Origin of the sequence: Streptococcus sp. 2020WUSS084 (genome assembly GCF_044427445.1) — a bacterium.
Lineage (GTDB): Bacteria > Bacillota > Bacilli > Lactobacillales > Streptococcaceae > Streptococcus > Streptococcus suis.
In genome coordinates, this window is sequence record NZ_JAOTGC010000028.1 from 1 (window position 1) to 6,333 (window position 6,333).

Annotated in this window: 9 protein-coding genes and 1 other annotated feature; of the genes, 8 read left to right on the forward strand and 1 reads right to left on the reverse strand. The window is 40.7% G+C overall.

The window, feature by feature from the left end; all coding sequences use genetic code 11:
- Positions 1–619: helix-turn-helix domain-containing protein (locus ODU50_RS10140; protein ID WP_398581408.1), on the reverse strand; the 619-nt coding region annotated here is incomplete at its 3' end.
- A 171-nt stretch (positions 620–790) separates the two neighbouring features.
- Positions 791–925 (forward strand) — a sequence feature (ribosomal protein L10 leader region).
- 26 nt (positions 926–951) lie between these two features.
- Between ODU50_RS10140 and rplJ the strand changes: the two genes are divergently transcribed.
- The 8 genes from rplJ to ODU50_RS10180 all read left to right on the forward strand — a co-directional run bounded on the left by rplJ (position 952) and on the right by ODU50_RS10180 (position 6,192).
- Positions 952–1,446 (forward strand): 50S ribosomal protein L10, encoded by a 495-nt coding sequence (rplJ, locus tag ODU50_RS10145; RefSeq protein ID WP_002936486.1) that lies wholly within the window; start codon positions 952–954, stop codon positions 1,444–1,446.
- A 65-nt stretch (positions 1,447–1,511) separates the two neighbouring features.
- Positions 1,512–1,877, forward strand: coding sequence for a 50S ribosomal protein L7/L12 (rplL, locus tag ODU50_RS10150; protein WP_002936483.1), 366 nt, complete (start codon positions 1,512–1,514; stop codon positions 1,875–1,877).
- A gap of 356 nt (positions 1,878–2,233) precedes the next feature.
- Positions 2,234–3,052: a replication initiator protein A gene (locus ODU50_RS10155; RefSeq protein ID WP_105152816.1), complete on the forward strand. Its 819-nt coding sequence runs from the start codon at positions 2,234–2,236 to the stop codon at positions 3,050–3,052.
- A gap of 149 nt (positions 3,053–3,201) precedes the next feature.
- Complete coding sequence (gene dcm / locus ODU50_RS10160; RefSeq protein WP_201339122.1) at positions 3,202–4,557, forward strand: DNA (cytosine-5-)-methyltransferase; 1,356 nt, start codon at positions 3,202–3,204, stop codon at positions 4,555–4,557.
- A complete protein-coding gene (locus ODU50_RS10165) occupies positions 4,541–4,969 on the forward strand; it encodes a hypothetical protein (RefSeq protein ID WP_105152814.1) in 429 nt (142 codons plus the stop codon). The genes dcm and ODU50_RS10165 overlap by 17 nt, the downstream gene beginning before the upstream one ends.
- A gap of 10 nt (positions 4,970–4,979) precedes the next feature.
- Entirely contained in the window at positions 4,980–5,363 is a 384-nt protein-coding gene (locus tag ODU50_RS10170) for a hypothetical protein (RefSeq protein ID WP_000895326.1), read from the forward strand.
- An 8-nt stretch (positions 5,364–5,371) separates the two neighbouring features.
- Positions 5,372–5,605, forward strand: a complete 234-nt coding sequence (locus tag ODU50_RS10175) for a hypothetical protein (protein WP_001005710.1) — start codon at positions 5,372–5,374, stop codon at positions 5,603–5,605.
- A 2-nt stretch (positions 5,606–5,607) separates the two neighbouring features.
- The gene (locus ODU50_RS10180; RefSeq protein WP_000619439.1) at positions 5,608–6,192 is read left to right on the forward strand and encodes a CPBP family intramembrane glutamic endopeptidase; all 585 of its coding nucleotides are present in this window, start codon (positions 5,608–5,610) and stop codon (positions 6,190–6,192) included.
- The last annotated feature ends 141 nt before the right edge of the window (positions 6,193–6,333 follow it).

Below are 6,333 nucleotides of genomic sequence, written 5' to 3' on the forward strand. Positions count from 1 at the left end.
CCAGCCAATAGCTGATTCCTTTCTCTGTGAGGAAGCGTTGGAAGTCCTCGTAAGACCGTCCTTCTTTGGCAGTTTTAGGAATGGGTTGTAGTTTTCTGGTTCTCCGTTTTCTGAATTTCACGACACGGGGGAAATCAATAGGCTTTGTGGACAGATAGCCTTTTTCAAGGTATCGGTAGATAGAAGCTCTGGATGCCGCCAGTTCGTTTGAGGCGATGATGTGGTTGAGGTGTTGTCCTTTTTGGATGGCAGAAGAGATAATCTCGTCCATACGATAGAATTCTTCTTTATTTAGGGCAACACCTGTTCTCGACTCTGAGAGCTTAGCTTCATAATCAAGCTGAGCTCTTTTTGCGTAGTAGAACTGTTTCTGGAATCCGCAGTTGCTTCTCTTTTTCGGACAGGCATTACAAACGTAGGGAGCCTTTTTGAGTAGAGGGCAGGTCTCACAATTGGAGGTACTAGAGTTCTCTTTTATCAGCCTATTTCTCCGAACTTCTTTTGAGATTGTGGACGGGTCTTTTCCTAGCTTAACAGCGATAGCCGAGAAGGGCTTAAGTTGTTCAATTCCTATTTGAATATCGTTGCGATCAGAGAGAGTTAAGTGTTTGTTTTTCATTGTCGATTACCAACTTGTCCCATAGTAAGTTCTACCTTATTTCTTTGTCTCATTCTAGTTTCCAGTTTTTAAGACAGACTAGAACTTACTTTGGGAATTTACTGTTTGAAAAAATGTTTAAAAAATAGGATAAAAGTCTTGCATTATTGAAAATACTGTGTTATGATAATTGAGGTTTGAAAAAACTGACCTAAGACAGTAGGGGAGCTGGACTCATAAACATCCTACCGAGGCACAAAACGATTATTGAGATAAACGTATTTGTACTTTCGTGTCTAGGTTTAGGTGCGATTTTTTTGTGCCTAGCCCAAAATAAAAACGGAGGTAAAAAAATGAGTGAAGCTATTATCGCTAAAAAAGCGGAATTAGTAAATGCCGTTGCTGAGCAAATGAAAGCTGCAACATCTATCGTTGTTGTAGACGCTCGTGGTTTGACAGTAGAACAAGATACAGTTCTTCGTCGTAACTTGCGTGGTGCAGAAGTTGAGTACAAAGTTATCAAAAACTCAATCTTGCGTCGTGCTGCTGAGCAAGCTGGTCTTGAAGGTCTTGCAGAATTGTTTGTAGGTCCATCTGCAGTTGCATTCTCAAACGATGCAGTTGCTCCAGCTAAAACAATTTACGATTTCGCGAAAACTGCTGATGCTCTTGAAATCAAAGGTGGAGCTGTAGAAGGTAAAGTTTCTTCTAAAGAAGAAATCGAAGCACTTGCTACATTGCCAAACCGCGAAGGCATGCTTTCTATGTTGCTTTCTGTACTTCAAGCGCCAGTTCGCAACGTTGCATATGCTGTCAAAGCTGTTGCAGAAAAAGAAGACGCAGCTTAATGCGTCAGAGCGTAGCTGCTTAGTGCTACAAACTATTTAAAAACCTAAATTGGAGGAACATCACAATGGCATTGAACATTGAAAACATTATTGCTGAAATTAAAGAAGCTACTATCCTTGAGCTTAACGACCTTGTTAAAGCTATCGAAGAAGAATTTGGTGTAACTGCAGCTGCTCCTGTAGCTGTTGCTGCAGCTGGTGGTGCTGCTGAAGAAGCTAAAGATTCATTCGACGTTGAATTGACATCTGCTGGCGACAAAAAAGTTGGCGTTATCAAAGTTGTACGTGAAATCACTGGTCTTGGTCTTAAAGAAGCTAAAGAGCTTGTTGACGGTGCACCAGCTATGGTTAAAGAAGGCGTTGCAACTGCAGAAGCTGAAGAAATCAAAGCTAAATTGGAAGAAGCAGGCGCTTCAGTTACTCTTAAATAAGAGTCACATCATAATTAGATTGCGGAATCCCTATTTACCAGTCTTTGAGAGCGATAAGCGATTGATAGAAACTGATAAATTGATTTGGTTTCCTGCCAAAAATTCTTTGGCAGGATTTTTGTTTTAATAAATTTTCGGGGGTAGACATTAAATTGTCTACCCCTTTTTTGCGTTTTGGAGGTAATTATGCAAAAGAAGGAACAATCATCACGCCAAATCGTGATGTGTCATCTCGTGACTATTTAAGGAGTTGATATTGTGAAAGCAACTCAGCTAATTGATGAAATGGAACAACTAGGTTTAATCCGATTTGATGAATTTGGAAATGTTGGAATTTTAGTCTTGGAGGGACAATCATGAAACGAATTACAGCTAATCAATATCAGACATCAGAGCGTTATTATAAACTCCCTAAAGTTTTGTTTGAGAGTGAACGGTATAAGGATATGAAGCTGGAGGTTAAGGTGGCCTACGCGGTTTTAAAAGATCGGTTGGAGTTGTCTTTGAGTAAAGGCTGGATTGATGAAGATGGGGCTATTTACTTGATTTATTCCAATTCAAATCTGATGGCACTTTTAGGCTGTTCAAAGTCAAAATTACTCTCTATCAAGAAAAACTTACGTGAATATGGCTTGATTGATGAAGTCCAACAGTCCTCTAGTGAAAAAGGTCGAATGGCAAATAAAATTTACTTGGGGGAATTAGAACATGAACCTACCCCAGTCTTAGATTCAAACGGGGCTAGTGTTAAAAAAACACCAGGGGGGTCTCAAAGAAAGACGGGGCCGGTCTTAAATTCAGCCCCTAGTGAGACTGAAGGAAGTGAGACTGAATATAGTGAAACTGAAGGGAGTGATTTCCTTATTGAGGACGAGGAGGAGAGGCAGCTAGTAGATGACAAACAAGAAGAAAACTTTACTCCAAAAGTAGATGATGTGACTAAGTACGATCGAGACTATATTTGGGGTTTGGTTCATGACCAGCTAAGACAGACAGGTCTATCTCAGTCGGCTAGTGACTATGCCATGATCTATTTTAGTGATCGTTATCAGTATGCTTTAGAACATATGCGATTTGCTCGGTCAGCTGAAGTGATAGCTGAATACGTGTTTAATGGTGTGCTGTCAGAATGGACCAAGCAACTGAGACGACAAGAAGTAAAGGGAGGTGATTAAGATGATTTGGTGGATACTAGGTGGAATCTATCTAATTTCGATCATCATTTTGATTGTTGAAATCATCCGAGCACCAGAAATGGATGATCATATATAGGCAAGAGTTTTACAAATCGTAAGGCTCTTTTTTATTTGGAAAGAGAGGAAAAATGAAGTTTTTAGATTTATTTGCTGGGATAGGCGGTTTTAGGCTAGGGTTGGAATCACAGGGTCATAAATGCCTGGGCTTTTGTGAAATTGATAAATTCGCTAGAACATCTTATAAAGCCATGTTTAACACAGAAGGGGAAATAGAATACCATGACATTAAAGAGGTCACAGACCATGACTTTAGACAATTTAGAGGGCAAGTGGACATCATCTGTGGGGGATTTCCTTGCCAAGCTTTTTCACTCGCAGGCAGACGATTGGGATTTGAAGATACTCGAGGGACTCTCTTTTTTGAGATTGCTCGAGCGGCCAAACAAATCCAACCACGTTTTCTATTTTTGGAAAACGTCAAAGGCCTACTCAATCACGACGAGGGACGGACGTTCGCCACAATCCTCTCCACGTTGGATGAATTGGGGTATGATGTCGAATGGCAGGTGCTTAACAGTAAGGACTTCCAAGTCCCGCAAAACAGAGAGCGGGTCTTTATTATCGGACATTCTAGAAGATACCGTTCCAGATTCATATTTCCTCTCAGAAGAGAAAACAGCCCAGCTCATCTTGAAAGGCTAGGAAATATCAATCCCTCTAAACGTGGTTTGAATGGTGAAGTCTATCTGACGAGTGGACTTGCTCCTACACTAACAAGAGGTAAAGGAGAGGGAGCTAAAATCGCCATTCCAGTCTTAACACCTGATAGACTTGAAAAACGGCAACATGGTCGTCGATTTAAGGACAATCAAGACCCTATGTTTACTTTGACCAGTCAAGACAGACACGGGGTTGTTGTCGCAGGAAGTCTGCCGACTAGCTTTGACCAGACTGGAAGAGTATTTGACATATCTGGCTTGTCACCGACCTTGACCACCATGCAAGGTGGAGACAAGGTGCCAAAGATTTTGCTGAGGGAGGAGCTGCCATTTCTGAAAATCAAGGAAGCCACAAAAACAGGGTACGCAAAGGCAACTCTTGGAGACTCTGTCAATCTGGCTTATCCAGACTCAACCAAACGTAGGGGACGTGTGGGAAAGGGAATATCCAATACTCTAACGACTTCAGACAATATGGGAGTGGTGGTTGCTGCTCTGGAATATCGACAGGATAAGTGGTATGAAGTCACAGGCATTGTCATAGATGGAAAACTCTATCGCCTGAGAATAAGACGACTGACACCAAGAGAGTGTTTCAGACTTCAAGGCTTTCCTGATTGGGCTTATGAAAGAGCAGAAAGTGTTTCCAGTAAGAGCCAACTATACAAACAGGCAGGCAATAGCGTGACTGTCACAGTTATTGAAGCCATCGCGAGAGAATTTAGAAGAATAGAAGAGGAAGAAAAACATGAACCTACTACATAAGAAAAGTATCCTAGAGTGTACCGAATTAGAGGAACGTATTCACCAAGTTGAAACCAATCAGTTATTGAAAAGGATACTATCACTCCCCAATTTTGATTGTGACTTTGAGGTGACTTTTGAAGATGATTACCACAAAGAGATGAATGATCCCCTATTCTACGAATCCAATCTTCATCGGATTTCGGATTTTATGGAAACTAGGGATATTAAAAATGGTGTAGATACACTACTGACGAAAGACAATCACCTGGCCTTTCGTGCCTTTGGTGAAAATTATTCTGCTAGAGGAAAGGATGGCATTTTAACGACTTTAGTGATAGTCAAGTGCTTTGGTGAAGGACGGATGCCCATTGATATGAGTCGCTATTTCTCAACTCCTGAACCAACAGTTGAAAATAGCCTAATCCTATAAGGAGGTGCCTATGCTTGAGGTATATCTAGGAAATAATGCCAATACAAATCAAGATTTACTAACCATTTTGACGACCTATGGTGTGACTTATCGTTGTATAAAAGCGTGTGATGTAGACCGTGAAATCTTACTGTCACTCTTTGCCAAAACAATGGATTGTTTTGAGTTATTGTCGCCACGATTTCTTTGCTTTAAGCGTCAATATTCGATAAGTTTGAATGAGATGATTCAGCTTATTCTCCAAAAGCCAGACCAGAATCTTCGGTTGCCCCTCATTGTCTGTCAGAATCATGTCTATCCAGCTATTGGGCTAGACGAAGTGCGTACCTTTCTTCCCAGACAAGTAAAAGAAGAGCTGTTTCAGGCCAGTCTGATGAAACAGGTGACAGGGTAGGTGTGAAGATGAATGAACGATTTTGGGACAATTTAGAGATCATTCTGGCCGAAAAAGAACTCACTTGGGCAGAACTAGCACGTAAAGTATTCAACGGTCAATATGTTTATCCAAGTGAGTTTAATCGTCTCTATCAAAAACTGCGACATTACAAATCCAATCGTCTGATGCCACAAACAAGATGGGTTGAGCGTATTGTTCTAGTCTTAGAAATTGATTATGAAGATTTATTTAAGAGGTGACAATGATAAGGATAGTGGTGTTTTATCTAGCTATACAGCTTAACGGTCTTCTGGTGAGTTTATACCTGAAAGAGTATCTGACAATAGAGGGTATAGTCTTGCTACAATTGGTCCTATTAAGTGTGACTTGCTTAGAGATTGCCCGTCATAAAACTGTTCAAGCAAAAAATATAACCTTGAGAAATCGCCTAAGATGGTTGCTTCTTGGCTTTGTGGCTATGGTTGCTTTTGCAGTCTTCATCAGCTTCCTATTTCCAGGTCAGACTAGGAATCAAGCGGTATTGGTACAAGTAGGAAAACAGGTTCCCCCTATTATCTTTTTATTGTTTCTGGTCAATGCAAGTATCCTTGAAGAGATTGTTTATAGGCAATTGCTGTGGGAAAAATTGACATTCCCTTTTGTACAAATAGGCGTGACCAGTTTTCTCTTTGTTCTATCCCATGGCCCCAATCAGTTAGGGAGTTGGCTCATGTATAGCTGTCTTGGCTTGACCTTGGCTGCTGTTCGATTGAAAGCTGATTGTATGACGGCAATCGCCTTACATTTACTTTGGAATAGTTTGGCTTATGTCGTAACTTTCTTGTGATACCAAAATCAAGAGAGGCTGGGCAAAAACTAGCTTCTCACATATAAAAAACGAGCAATTCCAATTAGGAGTTGCTCGTTTTCCACTTCATGCTTTATAATTATAATAACCACAAAACAACTAGAAAGGCATGAAAATGTA

What these genes read in the sequence shown, in the direction of transcription:
- rplJ (WP_002936486.1), top strand. Translation starts at nt 952, where the DNA reads ATGAGTGAAGCTATTATCGCTAAAAAAGCGGAATTAGTAAATGCCGTT.
- rplL (WP_002936483.1), top strand. Translation starts at nt 1,512, where the DNA reads ATGGCATTGAACATTGAAAACATTATTGCTGAAATTAAAGAAGCTACT.
- ODU50_RS10155 (WP_105152816.1), top strand. Translation starts at nt 2,234, where the DNA reads ATGAAACGAATTACAGCTAATCAATATCAGACATCAGAGCGTTATTAT.
- dcm (WP_201339122.1), top strand. Translation starts at nt 3,202, where the DNA reads ATGAAGTTTTTAGATTTATTTGCTGGGATAGGCGGTTTTAGGCTAGGG.
- ODU50_RS10165 (WP_105152814.1), top strand. Translation starts at nt 4,541, where the DNA reads ATGAACCTACTACATAAGAAAAGTATCCTAGAGTGTACCGAATTAGAG.
- ODU50_RS10170 (WP_000895326.1), top strand. Translation starts at nt 4,980, where the DNA reads ATGCTTGAGGTATATCTAGGAAATAATGCCAATACAAATCAAGATTTA.
- ODU50_RS10175 (WP_001005710.1), top strand. Translation starts at nt 5,372, where the DNA reads ATGAATGAACGATTTTGGGACAATTTAGAGATCATTCTGGCCGAAAAA.
- ODU50_RS10180 (WP_000619439.1), top strand. Translation starts at nt 5,608, where the DNA reads ATGATAAGGATAGTGGTGTTTTATCTAGCTATACAGCTTAACGGTCTT.